A 1,201-nucleotide genomic window follows, 5' to 3' on the forward strand; every position below is an offset into this window, starting at 1 on the left:
CTGCTCCCACAGGCCGCGCTCCGCCAGCCGGTCCCGGGTGTCGGCCAGCGCCCGGCGGCAGGCCGCCACAGCCCACAGGCCGCCGGCGAGGCGTTCTACCGCGATGTGCCGGGCGAACAGGGCCAGTCCGCGTCCGGCGCCGCCGACCGGTCCGTCCGCGAGCACCGGTGCGCCGTCGAGATGGACGTGTCCGGTGCCGGACCCCGTGAAGTACGGGCTCGGTGCAGGCTCGATGCGTACGCGCGGGTCATCGGCGGACACGAGGTACCAGGTGAAGTTGGTGAAGTGGGGGCCGGGACGGCGGCGGGCCAGGACGAGCAGCAGGTCGGCATGGACCGCGTTGGTGATCCAGCGCTTGGTGCCGCGCAGAACCGTTCCGGTGCCCGTTTCCTCGGCGTGCGTGGTCAGGGCGGTGAGGTCGGAGCCGGGACCGCTGTCGGTGGCGGCCAGGGCCACGACAGAGCGGCCGTCGAGCATCCGCCGGGCGATGTCCGCCGCGGCCGGCCCGCGTCGGCCCGCCTCCGCCAGCAGCGGCAGCACGGTGGCGGCCTGGACGCAGACCGACAGCAGGGGACCTGTGCCCTCCTGCGCCTCGGCGCGGACGATCAGGTCGCGGAGCCGGTCGGGAATGACCCCTCGTTCGGGCAGTTCCTCCCGGTAGAGCCCGCGCAGCGCACCCGTCGCACCCAGGCGTGTCCACAGCTCGTGACCGGACCCCGTGCCGACCGGCGCGGGGCGCACCGCCGGTGAGGGGCGGCCGCGCTGGAGGATTTCCACGACCTCAGGCAAGGCGCACCTCCGCGTCGAGAAGGGTGAGCTTGCCGTCGGCCAGCAGCAGACGGTCGTTGCTGAAGTTGAGGCTCGCCGATCGCAGGTCGCGCAGGGCGCGTTCCAGCGCTACGGGTGAGTCCCGCAGGTAGCCGTGGCGCAGCCCGACCGCGTCCACCAGTTCCTGCACGGCCGAGTGGCACTCCTCGGACGCGGTCACCTTCAGTCCGTTGACCAGGAGCTGGACGCGGGGCCGGGAGACGTCCTCGTGCGTGATCGTGTCCAGGGTGTGGGCCAGCAGCGCGGCGACGGCCTCCAGGCGGTGACGTACCCGGGCGAGCCGGGTGAGCAGCAGCTCGGAGTCGAGGGAGGCGCTGCCGCGGGTCCGGGCGGAGCGGAGCATGCCGAGGGTGCGCGCCAGCGCACCCTCGGC

Annotated in this window: 2 protein-coding genes; both read right to left on the reverse strand. The window is 74.0% G+C overall.

Annotation, left to right across the window (positions count from 1 at the left end):
* On the reverse strand, window positions 1-789 hold a 789-nt coding region (locus ACFWN1_RS33355), incomplete at its 3' end, for an acyl-CoA dehydrogenase family protein (protein ID WP_384370537.1).
* Window positions 782-1,201, reverse strand: a 420-nt coding sequence (locus ACFWN1_RS33360; protein ID WP_384370540.1) for an acyl-CoA dehydrogenase family protein, incomplete at its 5' end; no start/stop codon positions are given. The genes ACFWN1_RS33360 and ACFWN1_RS33355, both read right to left, overlap by 8 nt.

This window comes from Streptomyces sp. NPDC058459 (assembly GCF_042721685.1).
GTDB lineage: Bacteria > Actinomycetota > Actinomycetes > Streptomycetales > Streptomycetaceae > Streptomyces.